Here is a 21,754-nt window from a genome sequence, read left to right on the forward strand (position 1 = left end):
ATACCATAAGGACCATCATCAAAGCCAGCCGAAGGAAGATGACGCCACGCAAAGCATAGGCGGTCATCAACCTTCTGCCGCGCTGTTTTCGCCTTGCTCGGACGGATGCTTGGCGCTCCTGTACCCTCACGGCTCAAAAACCACCTCCCTTCCGTCCGATTTTAGAACCATGGTAACTTTCTCACCGTTGTAATCAACAGACAGGGCCGGGGCATTTGAAACCTCCAGACTGCCAACACCATCCCTGCCGCATAGATAAACGCGGTCGGAATCCATGCGGTTGATAAAATACAGCCCCTGGCCGGTCAGGCAGAAGTCATAAGCAACCGCATTCCGAAACGGTCTTGTTTTGCGGGTCTTGGTGTCATACGCTGTCAGCAGAGAATGTTCGTTGATGAAGTAGATGGTCCGCCCATCAAACGCTATATTCCCCCTGGTGGGGATGTCCAGCACCTGTGTTCGCTGGACCGTCCTGCTCACTTCCGTGATTCCATCATTCGTAATGAAAAAGAGACTGTCATCGTTCAGGAAAAAGCCGTAGCAGTATTGCAGAAACATCCAGGTATCCCCCACGGTATAGTCAATTCCCAGCAGAGACCGCCCGCTGTCTGTTATTTTCTCAAAAATAACCCGTTCCTCAAAGGTTTCTGTATCAAGCTGGACAATGGACACCTGGGTGGCTGTACTGTTGTAGCTGCCGACCCGATCCACATACTGTTCTGTGCGGGAGGCCATATAATAAATGTACGGGGCATCCATATAGACGGCTTTGATGGATTCCCCATCCGAAAAGGCCCCGAACAGCGGAGAGAGGGCCAAATCCGTCAAAGCGCCGGTTGCCCGGTTTTCCAGCACGTATGTTCGCGTCTGGTCATCGCAGCTTACGCGGTAAGTTTCCGACACACTTTGTGAGGATGAATTGAATATCCCATTTGCGGAATCTGCGGCAGAGCAGCCGGACAGCGAGAGCAGCACCAGCAGGCAGAGCGCGGCAGCCCCGCAGCCTCGGACGTGCTTTCTTCCAGACTGCCAGCAGTTTGTGTTTTGCCGCAGCACCCACCCTACCATGAGGGCGCAGCACACAGCGGACAAGCCGAGCAGGGCCAGCAGCGCCTGGGGGGAACGCTCCGAAAACGTCACGAGGGGGTCGCCTGTCAACGAATCCTCCACGGAGGAAGTTCCCTCCAGGAAACCGGTTGCCAGCAGGAACGGCAGAGGCAGCGGCAGGCGATAGCACATCTGCCTGGACAGGCCGATGTAGGGAATCAAGGTAGATGCCACCCCGATCACCACCGTCAAAGCGTATTTCTTCACCAAAACGGAGGTAAAGAGCAGCAGGGCGGCGAGGTACACCGAGCCAAAGCAGCGCAGGACGGTCACAATCAGATACGCGGCCAGCAGGGAGATATGTTTTGTACTGCCCCCGAAACTGGCGATGCTCTGGACGGGGTACTCCCCGTGGGGCAGGCCGTATTTGATTCCGAAGAAAGCAAAACGAATCAGGGCCAGCCCTCCACAGAGAGCGAACACGGCGCAGAGGGTCATGACGGCTTTGCTTCTGGCGCTCTTGCGGCTCTGGGTCGCCGTCCGCAAAAGCGCATCCATCTGGCAGCTATACTCCGAGCAAAAAACCGCAGCCGCCAAAATCAAAATCACAAGGAACAGCGGGAAGTCCAGCGTTTGGGCGGAAAACAGCCCCGCCCAGCCGTTTGTGTTCAGAAAGTAACGGTTGCTGGTGTTCTCGCAGATATATAAATATTGCCGGTACACAGCTTCAAAGCCGTGCTCATGGGCCAATACCGTGCCCGCCTCCGCAGTCTGCCGCTCATACTGTTCCGCTGTGATCTGGCCGCTGTAATAGCTTTCCTGGGACCGGGAGCGGGCAGAGCGGGCCTCCGTGATGGCCTGGGCCTCCCGCTCCAGCCAGGCGGCCTTTTCCTCTGTGTACGCCCCGTCCAGCCGCTCCAGATACCACTCGTATTCCTCGCGGTATTCTTCCATCGCGCTGTTCTGCGGCCTGTCGGCCGCGGCCAGCCAAACTGTACTGATCAGGAGCGCGGCCAGGATATAGAGCAGGCCCCGCTGCATGACCATCAGTTTTTTCCATTCATAAGAGAAAACGCTCATTTTGCCCTCCGAACACAGCGGTGACAGTTTTCCGCTGACAGAAAATACATCATAGCAGCAGCCGCCAGGCCCGCAATCAGAGCAAACCACATTGCGGCCTGCCAGGTCAGGACGGGGAATCCCCCCAGGTTTACAAACTCCGTTTTGCCCAGGAGAACACGGTTTGTCAGCAGAGAATAGGGGTTCAGTACCTTTGTCCAGTAGAAACTGGAGTAGGCGCAGGCGGCTCCGCTGACGGTCAGCGCCATACAGAGGGACAACCCCATGACAAAGGGGAGCAGGGCATTGTTCCAAAACATCGAAACCAGCAGCCAGAGCATCCCCATCACCCATGCGCCGGCGCATTTGAGCGCCGCAGACAGGAGGACATACTGAACCACGCTGAGATTGACGGATGCCTCCGCAAAGTTCGGAATTGCGAACACCGGCAGGGCCAGCCCCTCCAAGGTCTGGAACGATGCCGCAAAGCCAATCAGGTCAAGGAGAGAAAACCACAGCGAGGTCAGGAGCAGAAACAGGGTGGCCGCGAGGATTTTCGCCAGGGCTGTCTTTCTGCCGCCGTTGGGACTTACCAGCAGCAGCATATCCATCTGCGTCTCCCGTTCGCTCACAAAGGTTCCGATGATCCCATAGAGACAGAGCAGGAGGGTCAGGACGATGGAAAAATCATAGTTCAGATAGTAATTGCACATTTCCCGGTAGGCAAAGACGGGGATGGAGCGGCCAGCATAGAGGTTATAGATCGCGCCGCTCTCCCTCTGCTGATAGACCGCTCCCCGTTCCCCATAGAACGCGGCATTTTGCCGCGCTCTATTTGCCACTTGCTCCGACCGGCCGCTGTACTCATAGGAATACTGCATGGGCTGCACAAAATACTTGTCCAGCAGGTTCCTGTCGCTATACAGGTTCCCGGTCATCGTGTTGGGGTCATCGGTGGCGGTGCTGGCGGTCATATCCGATGTGGCCTCCACAAGAGGCTGATAAACCGCAAGCAGGCGTTCGATCTTTTCCGTGGTGATCTCCCCCCGGTATTCCTCATAGAGCCGCCAATGAAGCGTGTGCCAGCTCCGCGCTCCGTTCCCGTCTGTCAGATAGGAGTAGGATTTGTATTCACCATAGATTTTGAACAGGTTGGCCAGGCTGAACACCACAAAGAGCGCCAGAATGGAGCGTTTACAGAACTGCTTGATAAATTCATACCGTATCAGACGTATCATGGCGTTCCCCTCTGCAATAGTACAAGAACACATCCTCCAGGTTGGGCTGGACAGGCTGTGCGGTCTTGATCGGGCATCCATCCTCAACAATGCGGAGGGTAAACTGTCCGCCCTCCTGCTTCATGTTGCTGACGCAGTACATATCGGTCAGCAGCGCGGCGTCCTCGGCCCCGGCGGTTACATTCCACACCTTGCCCGCAATGTTCTGCTCCAGCGCGGCGGGTGTTCCCTGCATAAGCAGCGTCCCCTGTTTCAGCAGCAGGATTTCCCGGGCGATGCACTCCACATCGGAAACGATGTGGGTTGCCAGCAGGATCGTCCGGCCCTGGGCAAACCGGGAGATCAGGTTCCGAAACCGTATCCGCTCGCTGGGGTCAAGACCGGCGGTAGGCTCGTCCAGAATCAGAATCTTCGGGTCGGACAGCATGGCCTGCACGATGCCGACGCGCTGGCGCATACCGCCGGAGAGCGCGCCGATCTTCTTGTCCTGCGCATCCGTCAGGTTCACCGTGGCCAGCAGCTCCGAAATCCGGTCCTGCCCTTCATGGGCGGGAATGTCTTTCAGCGCACACATATAGAGCAGAAAATCCTTGACGGTAAAGTCCCGATAGAAGATAGGATACTGGGGCATATAGCCGATTTGGGACAGGAACGCTTTGCCCAGCGTCCTCACATCCTGGCCGTTCACCCGGATCGTGCCGCTGTCCCCGCGCAAAATGCCTACAAAGGTATTGATAAGCGTGGTTTTCCCGGCCCCGTTTTCACCCAGCAGACCGTACACGCCCTCGTTCAAGACGGCGGTAAAGTTTTTCAGCGCGTACTTTCTTTTGTATTGCTTCGATACGCATTCAAATGTGATCTCCATGTTACGCTCCAAACTCAAACGTGGATACCAGCGTATCAAGCTCGTCGATACTGCCTCCGAGAACGACTACGGCGGTCTTGGCCCCGTCGAAAAGGTAGATTCTGGGGATGCGGTAGAAATATGTGGGGTCGGAATTCTCAATCACTTCGTCGGCCACCAATTCGCCGGAGGCCACGTCATAGACGCGAACGGTCAGATCGCTGCCCAGAGCGGCGGTGGCCACATAGTTCCCCTGTTCCGAGCTGTACACGCCGTCTTTGCCCTCACCGCTGGCGGAAAAGGACAGCGTATTGGCGCTGCCTGTTGCCCGGTCGATCCAAAGCAGCGTTCCATTGGCCTGGGTAAAGACCTGCGGGAAAAACAACCGGCTGACGCTGCTCTGCAGTTCGTCCATTTCATAGCCGGACGGTATGGTGAGCTTCAGACCGCTGCCATCCACGGCGATGCTCCCGTAGATGGAAACGTCTTCCTCGCCGTCTGCCGCGGGAATTGGGCTGCCGCTGCCATAGAACACGATCTGGCTGTTGTCCTGGGCAAAGGCAGCGCCGTTCAGCATGGAAACACGAATGCTGGCTGTTCCGGCGTTTTGGGCCACGTCCAGGAGGGTAGTCAGGCTCCCGCGTTCCAGATCATACAGATACAGCCCGCCCATGGCGGCGAAGGCCAGCTTCTTTCCGTCCGTGGAGGCCGCTACGCCCCCGGTTTCGCTGACAACAAAATCCCCCTGCAACAGCTCATTCACCGCGATCTCCTGCTTCAGAGCGAGGGAGCTGTCGTAGATGTACGCCATCATGCCGCTGTCGCCCATGCCGGACAGGACGCAGCCCCCGTCAATGGCCTGGGCTTCAAAGTCGCGCAGGGGCGCTTCCGTGGTGGCCAGCACCGAGGAAGTCCCGGTGTCGTAGAGGTACAGCTTGTCCGCCAGCACAAGGAGCGTTCCGTTCCCGGCATAGGCGCAGCTCTGGAGCTTGCCGCCAAACAGGGCGGGGTCGAAGGTGCAGGAGGAGGGGGACTGTCCCGGCTGTCCTCCAGGGGCGGGAACAGAAACCACGGGAGTGCCGGAGGGATCACTTCCCGACACCGCAGGAGCCGGGGAATCCGTCTTGCCGCAGGCGGACAACGCCAGGGTAAACATCAGCGCCAATGTGATGCAGCATGTCTTTTTCATGTTCAGTTCTCCTTATACAATAAAATAGAATTGGTCTTAAAGAACGGGCCGGAGGCTCCGTCCTGGGGGACGGCCACACAGTAAAAGGTGTGAAACTGCCCCAGCTTGTCCGGGTCGATCACGGCCTCAAGCTCCATGACGCCGCCTTTGCTCAAGGTAATGGAGCGGCAGGTGCTTTCGCCAAGCTTCACTGGCCGGTGGTCCAGGAAAAAAGCGATGCTGTAACTTGTTCCGGCTGTGCCGCACATGGTAAATTCCAGGGGAACGGGAGCGGCAACCCGCAGATTGTCATAGGTGATGCCGCCGTCACAGGAGAATGTATAATAGATTCCGCTGTCCAGCGTGTCCATGCTCACACCGCCCCAGCCGTATTTGGGCAGCTCGTTTTCCACATACTGCGCTGTGACCTTTTCCTCCCGCGCTTCGCTTTGTGAAAAGATGTCCCAGACTGGCGGAAGGTCTGAATGGGCGGCGGGGGCGTCCGCGTTGAACTGCAATTCAACACGGGAATCCAGCGTCTTATGATACCAGCCATAGCTGGAGGTGGATTCCATATCCGGCTGGAAGTCCGGGTTGGTAATGCTCACCACCGTCAGGGCCAGCGTATCGCCGGCGCTGCCGGTCACAGGCTCAAAGAGGAAGGAAACGCTCTGGTCCCCCTCTGCGGGGAAGCTGTGACAGTACTCATACTCCGCCGTGGTATCGTTCACCTTGTAGGGCTGGGGCTGGCCGTCCAGAAACAGGAGAAATCCAACCGTATCCATCTTTCCGGTGAGGGAAAACCAGTAGTCCAGCCGAAATTCGCCGCCGTCATAGGGAAATGGCAGACGCTCCCCGCTCTCGGAGAAATCAGCCGAAACAGCTTCGTGGGTGATCATTGCCAGAAATCCGGCATCCTCCTCCGCCTCCTCAAACGGATTTGCGGCGGCAGACTGTGACGGCAGGGGCGTACGGTCTGGAATGGCATAGTTTCCGCAGGCGGCGAGGGATAAAAGTGCGCCGCACAGCAGGGGAACGGCAATCAATCGTTTTCGCATACATGGCCTCCTTTGCTTTGATGGACTAAGCATAGCGGGCAAAGGTCAAAATTCGGTCAAGAAAAACGGACTGCCGCCCAACTTTTTGGGCGGCAGTCCGTCGTAAACGTCTGTCAAAGTTCCCCATTGTCAAAACTCCTTCCCGATGTCTCATCCCAAGGCCTCAATCCGTAACCTCGGATCACGCTGCTGGTCAGGGGATCGCTCTTGATCCTGCAGGCGTTTCCGCTGCTGCCCTCCACGGTATAGCCGTTCGCTCTCCTTGACAGTCTCTTTTGCCGCCTTGCCGGAGAACTTGGCTGCTTGTGCAAGCCGGGGATTGTCGTGCAGCGCCTTAATTTGCACAATTGATACTGGACGCTCCATGGTATATAATTAAAATATGCCGCCGAGTTTTCTTCTTGACGGAATTTTGACATTCTCCCCATATGATGAAAAAGACTGGAGGTGTTCTCGTGGCATACAGAATTTTGATCGTGGATGATGAACCTATCCTGACCGAATTGCTTTCCACCCATTTGCAGGATCACGGATATATGGTTTCCGCAGCCAACAGCAGCGATGAAGCTCTGGCGAAGCTGAATACAAAGCCAAACCTGATCCTTCTGGACATCAATATGCCGGGGATGGACGGTCTGGAGCTGTGCAAGGTCATTCGGAACCATATCGTCTGTCCTATCCTGTTCCTGACGGCGCGGATCACAGAGCAGGACAAGGTCAACGGCCTGCGGGCCGGAGGGGACGACTATATCACCAAGCCGTTCGGCTTGCAGGAACTGCTTGCCCGCATTGAGGCCCATCTGCGCCGGGACGAGCGAAATAACCGCCCGCCGGAGGTCGTGACCTCCCAGGGGCTGATTATCAATCTCTCGGATCGAAAAGTATGTTGGAACGAGCAGGAGCTTTCCTTTTCCAGGAGGGAATTTGACATCATCGAATTTCTGTCCTCTAACCCCAATCAGGTCTTTGACAAGGAGCGAATCTATGAGGCGGTATGGGGCTATGACGCGGAGGGCGACAGCAGCGTGATCAAAGAGCATATCCGCAAAATCCGCGCGAAGCTCATGCAGGCCAGCGGAAGCGAGTACATCGAAACAGTTTGGGGGATGGGCTACCGATGGAAAAAATAAAGAGGCAGTCATTGAAACGCTCTTTTATGGAGGCTGTGGCGGTGACGATGCTGATTGTGTTCTTTTGCGGCGGCCTTGCGATTTTCGGCTGTTATCGTTTCCAAAAACATATTCTCCCCGACTCCAACGAGGTCTGGCTGACGCAGCAGACAACCGCCCCGGATGGAACGGTCACAGAGGCAAAGATGAGGTATGTCCTTGACGGCTCACCAGTGCCATTCGGTCAACTGGTAGCGGACGGTCAGGAACACAGCGAGAGTCAGGGACAGACGAGCTACATGATCGAGCGCATTGAATCCAGCTACTCCATGCTTTCCTCGAAAGCGAGAACGGCCTACCGCGTTTCGCAAATTTGTATGGTGCTGCTGCCGTTTCTGTTTGCCGTGATTGGAATTACTTTGTGCGCGTGGTGGTTTTATCACAGGGTACTGGAGCCGCCGATCACGGTCCTGATGGACGCCACCGCCCATATTCAAGACCGGGATTTGAACTTTCAGATCAACTTTGATGGGCAGGATGAATTGGGCCAGCTCTGTGCCGCCTTCGAGAACATGCGGCAGACTCTATATGAGAATAACCGTCAAATGTGGAGTATGCTGGAGGAGCGCCGTGTATTGCAGGCGTCCGTGGCCCACGATCTGCGTAACCCCATCGCCATAATGACCGGCTATGTGGAATATTTGCAGGAGAACAGCCGGGGCGGAACCTTGACGGAGGAAAAACTGGAGAAGGCGCTCTCCAATCTCGGCATTACCGCGGAGCGCATGGGCCGCTATACCGATACCATGCGCGACCTGGGCGCTATCGAAGAAACAGAGGTCCACTGCAGAGAGGTGGAGCTTCCTGATTTTTTACAGCACATGGCGGACTCCTTATCCATCCTGTTTCAGAATACTCAGGTGCGTTTTTCCTGCGACCTCCATGCGCCGAAGGGGAGGGCCGTCCTTGACGGGGAGCTGCTGTACCGCGTTCTGGAAAATCTGATCTCCAATGCCCTCCGTTTTGCGGAGCGGGAAATCGGGCTGGCTTTTTGTCTGGAGCATGGAATCCTGTCGGCCACCGTAACCGATGACGGGCCGGGCTTTTCGGACAAGCTGCTGAAAAAGAAAACCGCCCTTTTTTACTCCGAAGATCCCTCCGGCAAGCACCTTGGCCTGGGACTGGCGGTGAGCCGGGTGCTGTGCCAGAAGCACGGGGGAACCATAGAGCTGTCCAATCAGTCACCACAGGGGGCCTGCGTGAAAGCCTCCATTCAATTGCAAGAAATAAGGCAGGATAAGCTGCGCAAATTGAAACAGGAGACAAGGTTTGCAGATCTCTGAGAGAATGAAGTTGCGATACACCATTCAGACAGGGGACAGCAGACCATGTCAGAGAAGATTGTACCGCTGAACGAGGAAGTCATGTTGTTCTTTCCTGCTGTGGAAACAAAATAATTAGGGCTTTTCACCAAGCTGCGGATATGGTATAATAGGAAGCAACCGATAGGGAAGCGCAGGCATGCAGCAAGAACTATTGACAGCGCGGGAGCGGCGGCGCATCAGCTCCGCCCCCACATCATAAAAGGAAACAGGAGGAATATACGATGGAACAAAAATTTTATATCTGCGAGCATTGCGGCAATATCGTCGCCATGGTGAAAAACGCCGGGGTGCCGGTGATGTGCTGCGGGCAGAAAATGACCGAGATCGTGCCCGGTACCACCGATGCCGCCGTGGAGAAGCACGTCCCTGTGTACCAGGTAGAGGGCAATCTGGTCAAGGTGCAGGTTGGCTCAGTGGAGCACCCCATGCTGCCGGAACACTACATCGAGTGGGTGTCTTTGCAAACCGAGCAGGGCAATCAGCGCAAGGTACTCCACCCCGGCGACAAACCGGAGGTCTGCTTTGCTCTATGCGAGGGCGACCATGTGGAGGCGGTGTACGCCTACTGCAACCTGCATAGCCTCTGGAAGGCGTGACCGAATGCCCTGCGCGGAGTTCCAAAGCTGCTTCTCGGTTTGGAGCAGGCTGACGCCCGGGCAGCAGAATCGGATGCTGGAGCAGCTCCAAGAGCGCCAGGTCAGAAAAGGGACGGTGCTTCACAGCGGCAGCGAGGACTGTACCGGACTGCTTCTCATAAAGTCCGGTCAGCTCCGGGCCTATATTTTGTCGAAAGAGGGGCGGGAAATCACCATCTACCGGCTGTTTGACCGGGACCTCTGTCTGTTTTCCGCTTCTTGTGTCATGAGAAGCATTCAATTTGACGTGACGGTCACAGCGGAAAAGGATACGGAATTCTGGGTGATCCCGGCGGAGGTTTACCGGCAGCTTATGGAGCAGTCCACCGTCGTCGCCAACTACACCAACGAGATCATGTCCGCCCGGTTTTCTGAGGTCATGTGGCTCATGGAGCAAATCATGTGGAAGAGCATGGACCGGCGGGTGGCCGCTTTCCTCCTGGAAGAAGCGGCCATTGAGAGTACCAGCCGGCTGAACATCACCCATGAGACCATCGCCAACCATCTGGGGACCCACCGGGAGGTCGTCACCCGGATGCTCCGCTATTTCCAGGGCGAGGGCATGGTGAAGCTGTCCCGGGGCGTGGTAGAGCTTCTGGACGAACCAAAGCTGACGGCTCTGCAAAATACATAAAAGCACCTCTCCTCAAACTTTGCTGCAGATTGAGGAGAGGTGTTTCTATCTACTGGTCCATGCCGCAGGCTGTGGACTGTTCCATCAGGCGGCGGTCGTTTGTTACCGCATCATAGAACCGAAAGCCTCCGGCGAAGTTATATGCTTCATAGCCGTACCCGGCCAGGACGCGGCAGGCGATATAGCTGCGCAGACCGCTCTGGCAGATGACATACACCGGCTTGCCTTTCTCGATTTCGTCCAGCCGTTCCCGCAGTTCGTCCACAGGGATGTTTCGGAATCCTTCAATATGACCGCCTGCGTACTCTTGGGGCGTCCGGACATCCAGCAGGGTCACGCTGCCATCGTGGGGCAGGGCGCTCACATCCTCAATATGGAACTGCTTCACCACTCCGCTGGCCAGGTTTTCCACCATGAAGCCCGCCATATTCACCGGGTCTTTGGCGGAGGAGTAGGGCGGCGCGTAGGCCAGGTCCAGGTCCTTCAGCTGGATGGCTGTCAGTCCGGCATGGATGGCGGCAGCCAGCACATCAATCCGCTTATCCACCCCCTCATACCCCACGATTTGAGCGCCCAGCAGACGATAGGTCCCTTGTTCAAAGACCAACTTCATGGTCATCAGCTTTCCGCCGGGATAGTAGCCCGCATGGCTCATGGGGGACAGAATCACCGTGTCCACGGCCAAGCCGGCCTTTTTGGCGTTCGTCTCGTTGACGCCGGTGGCGGCCGCCGTCAGGTCAAAGACCTTGATGACCGAACTGCCCTGACTTCCAAGATAACGGCTGTCCCCGCCGCAGATGTTGTCTGCCGCGATCCGTCCCTGCTTGTTGGCGGGACCGGCCAGGGAGATCACCGCGTCCTGCCCGGTCACAAAATGCTTCACCTGGACCGCGTCCCCTACGGCGTAGATATCCGGGACAGAGGTCTCCATCCGGTCATTGACCACGATGCTGCCCTTGAGGCCCAGCTCCAGGCCGGCCTCTTTTGCAAGAACGGTGTCCGGGGTGACGCCAATAGCCAGCACCACCATATCGGCGTGGAGCGGGACCGCGTCCTTCCGCAGCACGTCCACGCCGCCGTCCCGCTCCGCAAACCCTTCCACCGTATGCCCCAAGGCCAGCCGGATGCCGTGCCGCCGCACCTCGCCGTGGATGAAAGCGGCCATATCCGGGTCAAAGGGGTTCATCAGCTGCTTTGGACGCTGGACAATGGTGACCTCCATCCCCAACTCCCGCAGATTCTCCGCCAGCTCCAGACTGATGAAGCCCCCGCCCGCCAGCACAACGGATTTTGGGTGATGGGCGTGGATATAGTCCTTCATACGGAAGGTGTCCTCCACAGTCCGCAGCGTGAACAGTTTTTCCAGTCCCACGCCGGGGAGCCGGGGCTGGGTGGGGCTGGCTCCAGGGGAGAGGATCAGCTTGTCATAATGCTCCTCAAATTCCTCGCCTGTCTCCAAAGCTTTCACGGAGACGGTCTTTTGATCCGGATGAATGGCGGTGACCTCGTGGCGCACCCGCATATCCACCCGGAAGCGGGCGAAGAAGCTCTCCGGCGTCTGAAGGGTCAGGGCCTCGGGGTCCTCGATCACCCCGCCGATGTAGTAGGGCAGGCCGCAGTTGGCGTAGGAGACATACCCTGACCGCTCAAAGACCACGATCTCCGCCGTCTCGTCCAACCGGCGAAGCCGGGCCGCTGCCGTGGCCCCTCCCGCCACGCCGCCGATGATGACAACTTTCATTTCAGCGTTCCACCTTTCTTTTGTCTAGCGAATCTGTTCTAACTCAATTTTGTCCTGTGACCATGTCATCGTTTCGGTGTTTGGCCTTGCAGATCAGCTGGGTCATCGTGCCCATAGGGCAGTAGACGCACCAGCTGCGGGGCTTGAACAGGACCATGGTAAGCAGGCCGAGGACGGTGGAGGTCAGCATGACGCTATAAAACCCGAACGCGAACTGGGCGATGCCGGGGGAAAAGAGGGTTCCATGATAAGCCCAGTGCCAAGGCAGCTTGAACGTCCACAGCAGAGTCACCGCCTGCCTGAGATTCTGTACGCCGGCAAAGACCAAATAAGTATTCCACAGCATCTGGAAGAACATGATGAAAAAGAAAATCAAAAATCCATAGCGGAACCATTTGCTCCTCATCCACCTCGGAACATCCTTTTTCCGGGACAGGCCAAAGCGTCCGCCCAACAGGCCGAACAGCTGTCCCCGGCCGCAATATCGGTTGCAGTAGCCCTTGGTGCCCCAGACGAGGGAAATGATCAGCGGAATACAAAAGAACAGCATACCCAACCATGCAAACAGGATATTAACAAGGCCCAGGGCCATGTAGGTCAGCTCCACGATCCACAGATCGTCATACCAACACTTTTTCATACGGTCACCTCCTGAATTTCAATGACAGAGGCTGGACACTCCCTGGCGCATTTGCCGCAGCCCACGCACTTTGTTCCATCGACTTTGGCAAAAATCCCATTCCAAATCTGTATGGCGCTCAAGGGACATACCTTCATGCAGCAGCCGCAGGCAACGCAAACGTCTGTATGAATGAACGCACGCCGTTTCGCTTTGATTTTGATTTCCATGTCATACCCTCCCGGACGTTTTGATTTATGATACCATCAATGCCCGTTTTCTTCTGTGATAAGATTACACAAGCGAGGCAACTGCGATGATCTGCAGAAATCAATCAAAAAAGGAGGGTTTCCCTTGAACCAAAACAAAACGCGATCCCAACATCACCGCAGGCGCAGAAAACAAAACTCCACACAAAATTCATAATTCTCTGCTATAATCGCGTTGGTGAGGTGAATCACATGGTGAACATTTTAGTGGTCGAGGATGAATACGACATCCGGGAGCTTTTGCAGAACTATTTGGAACATGAAGGCTATCAGGTTGTTGCCGCCTCTGACGGCGCACAGGCCATTGAAGTATTCCGCAGCTCCCATGTCGATTTAATCCTGCTGGATATTCTGCTCCCCCGCTTAGACGGCTATGAAGTATGCAGGGCCATTCGGGAGGAATCAGATCTTCCAATCATCATGCTGACAGCGCTCGACAGCGAAGAGGATCAAATAAAAGGGTTTGACTTGCGGGTTGACGATTACATACCAAAGCCCTTTTCCATGCCGGTCTTGCTCCGCAAAGTTGGCGCCATTCTGCGCCGGACAATGGGAGACTGCATGTCCGGCCGGATCACATATAAAGCTCTGACCCTGGATTTGGAGGGCTACAAGGTCTATGTTTCCGGTCAAATTGTTGATTTGACCCAAAGAGAATTTGAACTGCTGAAGGTTCTGCTCCAAAACCAGGGGCGTGTTTTATCCAGGCAAACGCTGTTGAACCGGGTATGGAGCTACGACTTTTACGGTGACGAGAGAATTGTCGATACGCACATCAAGAATTTGCGAAAAAAGCTGGGGCTGGATTATATCGAAACAATCAGAGGGGTAGGGTATCGCATTGATTACGAAGCTGAAAAATAGTCTGACAGCGAAAATTTTCCTCGTCACCTGCCTGCTGCTGACGGCAGTCTGTGCTTTGACCTATGCCCTGATTGCCCAGCTTATGCCGCTGACCTACACAGTAGATCAGGAGCGTCTGCTGGCTGCCCAGACTGACCGGCTGGCAAAGCAGTTAGAGGAATATACACTGGCGGACTGCGGACCGCTCCTTTCGCAGTTCACGTTTCAGTATGGTGTCCCGGTGAGCATCCAGGATTTCGGAGGGAATGTTGTCGGGGGCGTTGACCCCTCCGACATTATGCCAACAGGAGAAAATGGGCAGCGGGAAACGCCTCCAACCCATTCATCAGACAAGGACATTCAGCCCAACCATGAAGCGGATTATATCGTACATTGTATTGGAGCCGATTTTTCGTTTCAGGATTCCTCTGAAAACTGTCAGCTGCTGGTATTTGCCAGCACTCGCGCAGTCAACCAGGCGGCGGAGGCTTTGAGCCGTATCTGGCCCTGGCTGGCCGCCGCCATTCTGCTGGTCTCGATTCTCAGCTCCGTGTTCTACGCCCGGTTTATTACCCGTCCCATTGTACGCCTGAGCGGCATTTCTCAAAAACTGTCTGGCCTGGACTTCAGCTGGCGGTGCAGGGAGCTGCGTACGGACGAGATCGGTACATTGGCGCACGATCTTGACGAGTTGGCGGATCGTCTCTCTCATTCCATGCAGGAACTCCAGGCCGCAAATGACGCCCTTCGGAAAGACGTGGAGCGGGAACAACAGCTGGAACAGGCCCAGCGGGATTTCTTCTCAGCAGTTTCCCATGAGTTGAAAACCCCCATCACCATTTTGAAGGGTCAGCTGGGCGGGATGTTGGACGGAATTGGCGTCTATGCGGATCGAGACAAATATCTGGCCCGCAGCTTAGCCGTGGCGAACCAGATGGAGGGCTTGGTGCAGGAGCTTTTGACGGTCTCCCGTATGGAAAAGGGCGGAGAACTGCCTGTGGTTCCCGTGGAACTGACCGCTTTGATTCAAAATTGCCTGCAAGACTATGGGGAACTGTTCCAACAGAAGGAGCAAAAAGCCGCTGCAGAATTACCGCCGGAAGTCTGGATCACGGGAGACCCAGCGCTTTTGAAAAAAGCCCTGGGCAATCTTCTCTCAAACGCCGCTCTTTACTCACCAGAGGGCGTCAAAATTTTTCTTTCCGTCCATGTGGAAGATGCAAATATCCTTTTGACGGTGGAGAATGAGGGGGCGCATATTGCCCCAGAACTGCTGCCGCACCTCTTTGAGCCATTCTTCCGCAGCGACCCATCCCGGAGCCGTCAGACAGGCGGAAGCGGATTAGGGCTTTATCTTGTTCAAAAAATAGCGGAACAGCATGGGGGAAGCTGTCAAATCCAAAACTCCGAAAGAGGTGTCTGTGCGACACTGATTCTGCCAAACTCCACACAAACCACATATTGACCACAAACGAACTCCACATTCTTCTGTTATCCTGGCTGCAATCTCAAGCAGAAAGGATGAAACACAGATGAATGTGGAGATTTTTAACCTATCCATGACCTACCCGTCAGGTAAAACCGCCTTGCAGGGAATCAACCTGAACCTGAGCAGCCCGAACCTCATCGGCCTGTTGGGGCCGAACGGAGCGGGGAAGTCCACCCTGATGAAGCTCCTGGTGGCGGGCCTCCTCCCCACAGAGGGGGCGATCTCGGTAGACGGGAAGCCCTTGATGAAGCAGGAGCGCATGCTGAAGGCCCGCTTAGGCTATCTGCCCCAGTCCTTCGGACTGTTTGACGAGCTGACAGTCTGGCAGTTTCTGGACTACATGGCGGCGCTGAAAGGAATCGTCAACAGCAAGGAGGCCATCGCCGCCGCGATCCAAAGTACCAACCTGGAGGAAAAGCAGAAGGCAAAAATCCGCACTCTGTCCGGCGGACAGCGCCAGCGGGTGGGGATTGCCCAGGCGATTTTGGGCGACCCCCATTTTCTCATTTTTGACGAGCCTACGGTGGGCCTTGACCCGGAAGAACGGATCAGCTTCCGCAACCTCTTTTCCCAAATGGCCCAGGACCGGCTGGTGCTTCTGTCCACCCACATCATCGAGGATGTTCAGTCAGTGTGCAATCAGCTCATTGTGATACACCAGGGCCGTATCCGCTTTGTTGGTACTCCCGCCGGGCTGATTGCCGGAGCTGTGGGCCACGTTGGTGTATTTTGGGAGAAAGACCGGCGGCAGGAAGTGGGCCTGCATATTACCTCCCGCGTCAACACGGCCCAGGGTATTGTCTGCCGCGCCGTGGCGGAGGAACTCCCTGATTTTGCGGAGCAGGTGGAGCCTGCGCTGGAGGACGCCTATCTTTATCTCATCTCCAGGGAGGCGATGCAATGAACACCCTGCGGCAATTTTCTTTGGAGCTGACCCGATTGCTCCAGAACCGCCTTACTTGGCTGGCGATCCTCTTGACCGCCCTCTCTCCGATTGCGGGCCTGACGGTCTACCGGCCTCTGTATTCCAGCAGCGACAGCGGCTATGTCACCACCATGCAGGGGATGTATCTTGCGAATCCGGCCCTGGCGGGCGGTATTCTGGGGGCTGTCGGATTTGCCATTCTCACCGTCTGGAGCATGGACAGGCTCCGGCGGGAGGGTATGGAACCCTTGACCCACGCGGTGGTATCCCCCATGACCGCCGCCCTGACCCGGCTGGGCGCGCTGCTGTGTGTCTCCATTCTGGTCCAGGCCATTACCACGTTGGCTTGGCTTCCGTATACCATCGTTAAGCTGGGCACGATCTTTGATCTGAAAAGCTATCTGCTGATATACCTGATCTTTATGTATGGAGCGATCCCTCTGGCGATTTTGTTCGCCTCCGCCGCCTATCAATTTACCCGGCGGGCTGATCTGTCTCTGGCCCTCTTTGCCGCCTTTGCCGCCCTCAGCCTGACGGTCTGGAAGGAGAAATGGCAGCTCTGCTGGCTGAATCCCTGTGTTTTGGCAGTCTCCGATGATTTTTCCAATTACCGTATTTTTCGCTCGGTGGCCTATATGCGGCTTACTTGGCTGCTGGCAATGGCCGGACTGTGGGTGTTGTCCTATCTCTGTGTGCGTCGATACGGGAAGGGACTGTTCGGCTCATTTGCTCATAATGTCCGGCGAGTTTACCGTCCAGCGTTAGCGGCGGCATTGATAGTCTGTTCCAGTCTGCTCTATATGGGCCAGCCCTTCCTCGATCACAGCAGCCCGGATATAGATTATGATTTTGTATTTGCCTCTGAATATATGGAGGCCGTCACCTGTTCGGGCCGTTATGCGGATGTGCGTCCCGACCCCAAAACGGGCAGCGTATATGGGACGGCCCAATTTCACCTTCAAAATACCAGCGGTCAGGAACAGAAGGTCCGTTTCCTTATCAATCCGGGATACGAAATTTCCTCCATTCAAGCAAACGGCGCAGATGCGCCGTTTACCTTGGAGGATAGGCAGGAAATCAACGAAAAGGCGTTCGTTGTGGTCATCCCTACCGCCCCGGAAATTGAGCTTACCATGGAATATGGCGGTTTTCCCCAGGAGTGGAATATCGTGTCCGCTGAACAGGGCAGTCTGGAAATCAGCGGCGCCTATATGAATCTAGAAAACGACGCGCTGTCGCCCTGTCCCTATAACGTGCGGTATCAGGGAGATCACCTTCCTAACGTGACGGACATTACCCTCCCCGGACATATGACTCCCATTTTGTTTGGGGTTGGCTCCACTGAGCTGCTGCGGGAAAATCCGGACAGCACAAAAACATGGCGCATGGAGCGGGACAGCTATCGCATGATTATATATGCCGGGGATTATATCCGGGAGGAAATTCCGGTGGAACGGGCGGGCATTACTGTCAATTTCTATTACAGCCGTAAGCATCAGCCCGTCATGGAGGCTATGAACGCCGCGGAATCCATCCGCCAGACCATTGAATACTGTACCGAACATATCGGCCCGTTGTCTTTTTATGGAGATGGGACCTTTAACCTGATTGAGCGGCGAAGCAGCGGCGGCGGATATGCCGGAGACGGCGCCAGCATTGCAGACGAGCTGGACTATACCGCTGAAAACCTGGCCAACGGCGCAAAAGGCGGCTCCCCCGCTCAGGTGACAATTCATGAAATTGTCCATCAATGGTGGGGCCTGGGGAATATGTTTGACCCCATGGACGAGAGCGGCATTTGGTCTGCCGAGGGTCTGACCTGCTACACCACCTATCGCATTGTAAAAGCGCTGTATGGGGAACGTGAGGCCCAGGCCAGCTTTGTGGACGCCTGGCAGAAGACCGTGGACGACTACTATAAGGATTTCTATGTCCGTCACCCGGAGTACCTGTCCGCCTTGCCGGAGCGGTATCAGGCTGACATTGCCAACAACTTGCGAGGGATGCGGCGATATAACGAAATGCCCTTGAAAATCTTGAAGGCTGAACAACTGGTGGGCGGCGAGGAGGCTATGGACGAGATTTTGAGCGGTCTCTTTGGCCGGGAACTGAACCCGGAATATCCCTATCTGACCTATCAGGAGTTTTTGGATGCCTGCCATCTGACAGAGGAGGACTTAAACCTTGCATAAGATTTTTCGATACGAGCTGCGGCGTCTGCTGTGGAACAGGCTGTTCTTCGGTATTCTGCTGGTGTCCCTGGGCTATGGCTGGCTGACACTGACTGGCTCTGTGATCCGGGGCGTGGCGCACACAGCGCCCTTTTCCCCATGGAGCTTTGGATACTATCTCAGCCAAGCTCTGCCGCTGATCTGCCTGGGAGAATTGTTTTTCCTTGCGTTCTTCTGCTCCAAGGAGGAGCGTCTGCTCCGGCCTTTGACCCAAGCCACCCCAATCAGGCAGCGTCGGTATGCGGCTCTGCGGTGTGGAGCGGTGCTGACGGCGACCCTTGTCCTCTGCCTATGTGCTGCAGCCCTGGCGGTTGGATTCTATGTGACGCTGTTTGGGTGGGTGGATTATGGGGAGCTGATTTTACCCGCTCTATTGACCCTGATCCCGCCCATTGTCTTTTGCCTGGGGGCAGGAATGATGCTGAGCCGCTTCAGCCATGCTCTGCTCTACGCTCTTATGGCGGCAGTGATTATATTGACTGCGTTACCCCTGCCCCCGGCAATCAATGTGTCGTTGAGCGGTTTCTTCTCTCAATTTCCGTTGACGGTTGAACAATTAGACCCGGCGTTTCATGTTCCAGGTTGGCTTGCAATACAGCAAATCAGCTTAACCGTCCTGGGGGCTGTTCTCGCTGTTTTTGCTATGCACAGAGAAATAGCAGCTGACAAGCTATGTGACTCAGCATGATACCAAGACCGATTGCTGCAGTTTCTTCGCAGCGCTCAACGGCGTCAATTTCGCGCGCTTTGTTCCTTGACAATCTGCGTAGAAATACGCAATAAAACAAGGCAGATTTCGCAAGAAATCTGAACTCTATGCTTGATTCGGCAGGGGCAGAACCTGCCTGACCCGGTGTGACGGGTGACCAAAACTCTGATGCTCCGACGTGCGTCCATAGTGTCATATGGAACGTGCGAAGCTCGGTAAAGAGCGGAGGCGATATCTGAGACGGTATCGCGCCGCAGGAGGCTATAAATCGGTCATGTCCAGTATGTTTTGTTGCAACCGACATATGTCCTGAGAGTACGGCTCGTAAACGCCAGGATGATTATACAGCCATCCGCCCCCATGAGGGGTGCTGCCGCCGTTGAAATTTGAATTTGTGGAAAACGGCAGAAAACCATTAAGGTCGAATGTCTTTGGCAGAATATCACACAAGTCAAAGATGGCAGCCGGGTTAGAGGGACGGGCTAAAACCGATATGTAAAGCTAAAGCATAGGGAACAAAGGAACCATGGACGGCACTTCATCTTTTTGAAGTAAGTGGAGTGGCACCTCCGCCGCGCGGGTAGGAAATGACCCGCTAATCCATGGGGCAGCAGCCCGTAGTAGCGAGGATGTCCGCAATAATAAGGCGGACGGAGCGAAGGGGCATAGTCAGTGCAGATTCGTATGTGAACAGAAGGTCGAGGAAGCCGTAGGCATACCTGACTAAAACCAGAAACACCAATTCCGAAGGGAGGCGGTGCGTATGGCACAACAATTCGACTACCCGAAAACCGAAACGGAATTACGCAAGCTCCAAGATAAACTGTATCAGCACAGCAAAAAGGTCTATGACGAGGGCGGAAGGCCAGCGCTCAAGGGACTTCTGGAAATTATGTCAGCAGAAGCAACCATCATCACAGCAATTCACAACATCAAAAGTAACCACGGCAGTGAAACCCCCGGTGTGGACTCCAAAACCATGCGCGATTACCTGCAACACTCCCATTCGTGGGTCATTCGAGATATTCAAAGCGCGTTCAAGCACTTTGAGCCGCAGAAAATACGCCGGGTGTATATCGACAAACCAGGAAAAGCCGAAAAACGTCCGCTGGGCATTCCTACCATACGGGACAGAATCGTACAAGAGTGCATGAGGATTGTGTTAGAACCCATATTCGAAGCACAGTTCTTTGCCCATTCCTACGGTTTTCGGCCCATGCGGGACGCACCTATGGCATTGGAACGCGCAAAATTGCTTGTTCATCATACTGGCTACCATTGGATTGTCGAGGGTGATATCAGCAAATGCTTTGACCGTATTGACCACGCTATTCTCCTGAAACGTCTTTATCACATGGGGATAAGGGACAGACGGGTACTGCAAATCATCAAGGCAATGCTGAAAACCGGGGTCATGGATGAATGTGAGGTAAATGAGGAAGGTACGCCACAGGGAGGGTTAATTAGTCCCCTATTGGCAAATGTCTACTTGGACATCATGGATGAATGGATTACCAAGCAGTGGGAAATAAAGAAAACAGAATATCCATTCTCAAAACCCTACCGCAAGTACAAAGGTCTGCGTAGAACGGCCTTGATTCCAGGATTCCTCGTCCGATACGCAGACGACTTCATAATCATCACAGACACACGCGCTCATGCCGAGGACTGGAAAAAACGACTGCAAATATTTCTCCACAGCAAAATGAAGCTGACACTATCCCCAGAGAAAACGCTGATAACAGATATCCGAAAAAAGTACATCAAATTCCTTGGCTATGAATACAAGGTGGTTCCGGGAAAAGCGCGAAAAGGCTATATTCCAAGAACGATTCCAGAAAGAGACAGATTAAGGCGGAAAACTGACAAGATTGCTCATGACATCAAGAAAATCCCGCACTATTACAGCCGGGAACAAATGGTGGACGCAATCAATCGCATCAACAGCCAAATCAGGGGAATTATCCAATATGATCAATGCTGTACCTGGGTGAACATTTCCATGAAGAAGTATAGCAGGAGGCTACAATTCGTTGCCAGACGCCGCCTGACGCAGTACAAGGGAAAGTGGATTCCTGCAAATCAAACGCAAAATCTTCCCCGTGTTCATCAGCAGTATAAGCAAAAGATACCCTCCATGAAATATCGCGATATTTATATCGGTTTTACCGCACTTTCCTTTTGCAAATGGGAGAAAACTATCCCCAAAAAGGAGGAAGAGACGCCCTACACTGAAGCTGGCAGGCAACTTTTCTTTGAGCGCACGAAAAAGAAGCGTATACACGCTCGCCTTGATGAAATGTACTCGGAAAAATCGGCCAGAGCAACCAGATATGGGCAATGGGGAAAACTTAACAACTTTGAGTTTATTATGAATCGGGCCTACGCGCTCAACCGTGACAAACTCAAGTGCCGGGTTTGCGGCGGCTGGCTTATTTCCAGTATGCCATGGGCACACCGGGTCAACCCAAATCTCCCATTGAATAAGGTAAATCGTGTCAACAATCTGATATCCCTGCACAAGAAATGCCTCGACGCAGTTAATAACCCGAACTATGATATAAGCGAGTTTGATGCAAAAGCACAGAAGAAAATTATCGGTTATAGGGAAAAACTGGTTCCTTCACATACACGCAACAAATAATCTGCATTGATGGAGCGCCGTGTGCGGTGAAAGTCGCACGCACGGTGCGAAGCGGGGGAAAATCCGCTCTGACTGCTGTCCTCTTATGAGGGCAGTAAAAGCGGCGG

At 54.8% G+C, this 21,754-nt stretch carries 18 protein-coding genes; 10 read left to right on the forward strand and 8 right to left on the reverse strand.

Annotation, left to right across the window (positions count from 1 at the left end):
- Positions 1 to 126: 126 nt before the first annotated feature.
- From VV088_RS10060 to VV088_RS10080, 5 genes are read right to left on the reverse strand one after another with little or no spacing between them, the layout of a single operon-like run.
- Positions 127 to 2,127 (reverse strand): hypothetical protein, encoded by a 2,001-nt coding sequence (locus VV088_RS10060; protein WP_334600550.1) that lies wholly within the window; start codon positions 2,125 to 2,127, stop codon positions 127 to 129.
- Positions 2,124 to 3,344: a hypothetical protein gene (locus tag VV088_RS10065; RefSeq protein WP_334600551.1), complete on the reverse strand. Its 1,221-nt coding sequence runs from the start codon at positions 3,342 to 3,344 to the stop codon at positions 2,124 to 2,126. Before VV088_RS10065 ends, VV088_RS10060 begins: the two co-directional genes overlap by 4 nt.
- Positions 3,322 to 4,209, reverse strand: a complete 888-nt coding sequence (locus VV088_RS10070) for an ATP-binding cassette domain-containing protein (protein ID WP_334600552.1) — start codon at positions 4,207 to 4,209, stop codon at positions 3,322 to 3,324. The genes VV088_RS10065 and VV088_RS10070 overlap by 23 nt, the downstream gene beginning before the upstream one ends.
- A 1-nt stretch (position 4,210) precedes the next feature.
- Complete coding sequence (locus tag VV088_RS10075; protein WP_334600554.1) at positions 4,211 to 5,377, reverse strand: hypothetical protein; 1,167 nt, start codon at positions 5,375 to 5,377, stop codon at positions 4,211 to 4,213.
- Positions 5,378 to 5,379: 2 nt separating this feature from the next.
- Entirely contained in the window at positions 5,380 to 6,414 is a 1,035-nt protein-coding gene (locus tag VV088_RS10080; protein WP_334600555.1) for a hypothetical protein, read from the reverse strand.
- A gap of 455 nt (positions 6,415 to 6,869) precedes the next feature.
- Here VV088_RS10080 and VV088_RS10085 point away from each other — a divergent pair, with 455 nt between their 5' ends.
- From VV088_RS10085 to VV088_RS10100, 4 genes are all read left to right on the forward strand, one after another.
- A complete protein-coding gene (locus tag VV088_RS10085; RefSeq protein ID WP_334600556.1) occupies positions 6,870 to 7,544 on the forward strand; it encodes a response regulator transcription factor in 675 nt (224 codons plus the stop codon).
- Between the two features lie 11 nt (positions 7,545 to 7,555).
- On the forward strand, positions 7,556 to 8,866 hold the full coding sequence (locus VV088_RS10090) for a HAMP domain-containing sensor histidine kinase (RefSeq protein ID WP_334600557.1): 1,311 nt from the start codon (positions 7,556 to 7,558) through the stop codon (positions 8,864 to 8,866).
- Between the two features lie 263 nt (positions 8,867 to 9,129).
- The gene (locus VV088_RS10095; RefSeq protein ID WP_300693044.1) at positions 9,130 to 9,504 is read left to right on the forward strand and encodes a desulfoferrodoxin family protein; all 375 of its coding nucleotides are present in this window, start codon (positions 9,130 to 9,132) and stop codon (positions 9,502 to 9,504) included.
- A gap of 4 nt (positions 9,505 to 9,508) precedes the next feature.
- Entirely contained in the window at positions 9,509 to 10,177 is a 669-nt protein-coding gene (locus VV088_RS10100; protein ID WP_334600558.1) for a Crp/Fnr family transcriptional regulator, read from the forward strand.
- 49 nt (positions 10,178 to 10,226) lie between these two features.
- Here VV088_RS10100 and VV088_RS10105 read toward each other — a convergent pair whose 3' ends face one another.
- Genes VV088_RS10105 through VV088_RS10115 form a run of 3 tightly spaced genes read right to left on the reverse strand, consistent with a single transcriptional unit; the run spans position 10,227 to position 12,767 of the window.
- Positions 10,227 to 11,918, reverse strand: a complete 1,692-nt coding sequence (locus VV088_RS10105; RefSeq protein WP_334600559.1) for an FAD-dependent oxidoreductase — start codon at positions 11,916 to 11,918, stop codon at positions 10,227 to 10,229.
- A 43-nt stretch (positions 11,919 to 11,961) separates the two neighbouring features.
- Entirely contained in the window at positions 11,962 to 12,558 is a 597-nt protein-coding gene (locus VV088_RS10110; RefSeq protein WP_334600560.1) for a 4Fe-4S binding protein, read from the reverse strand.
- Positions 12,555 to 12,767 carry a 4Fe-4S binding protein gene (locus VV088_RS10115; protein ID WP_300693049.1) on the reverse strand — a complete coding sequence of 71 codons (213 nt, stop codon included), beginning with the start codon at positions 12,765 to 12,767 and terminating at the stop codon, positions 12,555 to 12,557. The genes VV088_RS10110 and VV088_RS10115 overlap by 4 nt, the downstream gene beginning before the upstream one ends.
- A 231-nt stretch (positions 12,768 to 12,998) precedes the next feature.
- Here VV088_RS10115 and VV088_RS10120 point away from each other — a divergent pair, with 231 nt between their 5' ends.
- From VV088_RS10120 to ltrA, 6 genes are all read left to right on the forward strand, one after another.
- On the forward strand, positions 12,999 to 13,670 hold the full coding sequence (locus VV088_RS10120) for a response regulator transcription factor (protein WP_334600561.1): 672 nt from the start codon (positions 12,999 to 13,001) through the stop codon (positions 13,668 to 13,670).
- Positions 13,648 to 15,114, forward strand: coding sequence for a sensor histidine kinase (locus tag VV088_RS10125; RefSeq protein WP_334600562.1), 1,467 nt, complete (start codon positions 13,648 to 13,650; stop codon positions 15,112 to 15,114). Before VV088_RS10120 ends, VV088_RS10125 begins: the two co-directional genes overlap by 23 nt.
- Before the next feature lie 67 nt (positions 15,115 to 15,181).
- Positions 15,182 to 16,042, forward strand: coding sequence for an ATP-binding cassette domain-containing protein (locus VV088_RS10130; protein ID WP_334600563.1), 861 nt, complete (start codon positions 15,182 to 15,184; stop codon positions 16,040 to 16,042).
- Positions 16,039 to 18,255, forward strand: coding sequence for a hypothetical protein (locus VV088_RS10135; RefSeq protein WP_334600564.1), 2,217 nt, complete (start codon positions 16,039 to 16,041; stop codon positions 18,253 to 18,255). Before VV088_RS10130 ends, VV088_RS10135 begins: the two co-directional genes overlap by 4 nt.
- Complete coding sequence (locus tag VV088_RS10140; RefSeq protein ID WP_334600565.1) at positions 18,248 to 18,982, forward strand: hypothetical protein; 735 nt, start codon at positions 18,248 to 18,250, stop codon at positions 18,980 to 18,982. Before VV088_RS10135 ends, VV088_RS10140 begins: the two co-directional genes overlap by 8 nt.
- A gap of 784 nt (positions 18,983 to 19,766) precedes the next feature.
- Positions 19,767 to 21,647 carry a group II intron reverse transcriptase/maturase gene (ltrA, locus tag VV088_RS10145; RefSeq protein WP_334599178.1) on the forward strand — a complete coding sequence of 627 codons (1,881 nt, stop codon included), beginning with the start codon at positions 19,767 to 19,769 and terminating at the stop codon, positions 21,645 to 21,647.
- Positions 21,648 to 21,754: the final 107 nt, after the last annotated feature.

This window comes from Lawsonibacter sp. JLR.KK007, assembly GCF_036941135.1.
In the GTDB taxonomy this organism is placed as follows: domain Bacteria; phylum Bacillota; class Clostridia; order Oscillospirales; family Oscillospiraceae; genus Lawsonibacter.

Coding starts and splice junctions, on each gene's coding strand:
- VV088_RS10060 (WP_334600550.1), bottom strand. CDS start 2,127: ATGAGCGTTTTCTCTTATGAATGGAAAAAACTGATGGTCATGCAGCGG.
- VV088_RS10065 (WP_334600551.1), bottom strand. CDS start 3,344: ATGATACGTCTGATACGGTATGAATTTATCAAGCAGTTCTGTAAACGC.
- VV088_RS10070 (WP_334600552.1), bottom strand. CDS start 4,209: ATGGAGATCACATTTGAATGCGTATCGAAGCAATACAAAAGAAAGTAC.
- VV088_RS10075 (WP_334600554.1), bottom strand. CDS start 5,377: ATGAAAAAGACATGCTGCATCACATTGGCGCTGATGTTTACCCTGGCG.
- VV088_RS10080 (WP_334600555.1), bottom strand. CDS start 6,414: ATGCGAAAACGATTGATTGCCGTTCCCCTGCTGTGCGGCGCACTTTTA.
- VV088_RS10095 (WP_300693044.1), top strand. CDS start 9,130: ATGGAACAAAAATTTTATATCTGCGAGCATTGCGGCAATATCGTCGCC.
- VV088_RS10100 (WP_334600558.1), top strand. CDS start 9,509: ATGCCCTGCGCGGAGTTCCAAAGCTGCTTCTCGGTTTGGAGCAGGCTG.
- VV088_RS10105 (WP_334600559.1), bottom strand. CDS start 11,918: ATGAAAGTTGTCATCATCGGCGGCGTGGCGGGAGGGGCCACGGCAGCG.
- VV088_RS10110 (WP_334600560.1), bottom strand. CDS start 12,558: ATGAAAAAGTGTTGGTATGACGATCTGTGGATCGTGGAGCTGACCTAC.
- VV088_RS10115 (WP_300693049.1), bottom strand. CDS start 12,767: ATGGAAATCAAAATCAAAGCGAAACGGCGTGCGTTCATTCATACAGAC.
- VV088_RS10120 (WP_334600561.1), top strand. CDS start 12,999: ATGGTGAACATTTTAGTGGTCGAGGATGAATACGACATCCGGGAGCTT.
- VV088_RS10130 (WP_334600563.1), top strand. CDS start 15,182: ATGAATGTGGAGATTTTTAACCTATCCATGACCTACCCGTCAGGTAAA.
- VV088_RS10135 (WP_334600564.1), top strand. CDS start 16,039: ATGAACACCCTGCGGCAATTTTCTTTGGAGCTGACCCGATTGCTCCAG.
- ltrA (WP_334599178.1), top strand. CDS start 19,767: ATGGCACAACAATTCGACTACCCGAAAACCGAAACGGAATTACGCAAG.